Source organism: Acinetobacter sp. YH12064, from assembly GCF_013419735.1.
GTDB classification, from domain to species: domain Bacteria; phylum Pseudomonadota; class Gammaproteobacteria; order Pseudomonadales; family Moraxellaceae; genus Acinetobacter; species Acinetobacter amyesii.
The window spans coordinates 1-1,560 of the sequence record NZ_VOZP01000038.1; the positions used below are offsets into that span (position 1 = coordinate 1).

Here is a 1,560-nt window from a genome sequence, read left to right on the forward strand (position 1 = left end):
TCGTTAATTACGATCTCACCACGGTTTGAAAGTTCAACTGCTGTTTCTTTTAAGAAATCAGTGTTTGGTAACAAACCGATTTGTACAAAGATACCAGCCAATTCAATCGTTTTGATTTCATCAGTTGCACGGTCTTTGTAGTTCAATGCAGTCACTTGTGAACCATCACCGACTACTTCTGTAGACAATGCATTCATGATCACAGTCGTATTCGGTAAGCTGTTTAACTTGTCTTGAAGCACTTGGTCAGCGCGAAGCTTAGTATCAAACTCAACAAGTGTTACATGTTCCACAATACCAGCAAGGTCAATCGCCGCTTCGACACCTGAGTTACCACCACCGATCACCGCAACACGTTTACCTTTAAACAATGGACCGTCACAGTGTGGGCAGTATGCAACACCACGTGTACGGTATTCTTGTTCACCCGGAACGTTCATTTCTCTCCAACGTGCACCTGTTGAAAGAATCACTGTTTTAGATTCAAGTTTTGCACCATTCTCTAAAGTTACTTCAACTAGACCATTGGCTGTTTGATCTGCACCTTTAATGTCAGACACACGTTGCAAGTTCATGATGTCCACACCGTACTCACGTACATGTGCTTCCATTTCAGCAGCAAACTTAGGACCTTGAGTCTTTTGAATCGACGTGAAGTTTTCAATGTCCATGGTATCCATGACCTGACCGCCCATGCGTTCAGCCACGATACCGGTTTTAATGCCTTTACGTGCAGCATAGATTGCAGAGGTATTACCCGCAGGGCCACCACCAATCACAAGGACATCAAATGCTTCTTTGGCATTTAGCTTTTCAGCATCTTTTGCGGCAGAGTTCGTATCCAATTTCGCAATGATTTCTTCCAAGGTCATACGACCTTGACCGATGTGGTTGCCGTCTTGGAATACCATCGGTACAGCCATGATTTTGCGTTCTTCAACTTCGTCTTGGAAGAATGCACCATCAATCATGGTTGCAGTTGTACCTGGGTTATAGATCGCAATTAGGTTCAAGGCTTGAACCACGTCAGGACAGTTATGGCAGCTTAAAGATACAAACACATCAAAGTCAGTTTTAAGACCTAGACCTTTGATAGTGTTCAGTACTTCGTCAGAAACTTTCGGTGCATAACCTGAAGTTTGTAGCAAAGCTAGAATCAAAGATGTGAATTCGTGGCCCATCGGCAAACCTGCGAAGAATACACGTGGTGTTTCACCTGCTTTTGCAATACCAAAGCTTGGCGCACGGCTGTTGTTACCGTCAAAACGTGCAGTCACTAAATCAGATAAAGCAGCAACTTCAGTCACCAATTCTTTAATTTTGTCTGATTTTTCCGTGCCGTTTAAAGTCGCGACAATTTCAATCGGGCCTTCAAGGCGTTCAAGTAAGGTTTTTAATTGAGCAGAAGTATTTTGATCTAACATTGCTAACGTCTCCAGAGGAGTAAATTTATTTGATGAGAGAATGATAGAACAAACCATTAAATAGGTGAAACGGTTTGTTTTTATAAAATTAATCGGTTTTACAAATCAAATGATTAAATTTCTTTCTAAATCATAA

Annotated in this window: 1 protein-coding gene; it reads right to left on the bottom strand. The window is 41.7% G+C overall.

Translation table 11 applies throughout. The features are described from left to right. The coding region (gene ahpF, locus FTU13_RS17335) for an alkyl hydroperoxide reductase subunit F (RefSeq protein ID WP_180129041.1) at positions 1-1,424 on the bottom strand (1,424 nt) is incomplete at its 3' end. Between the last annotated feature and the right edge of the window lie 136 nt (positions 1,425-1,560).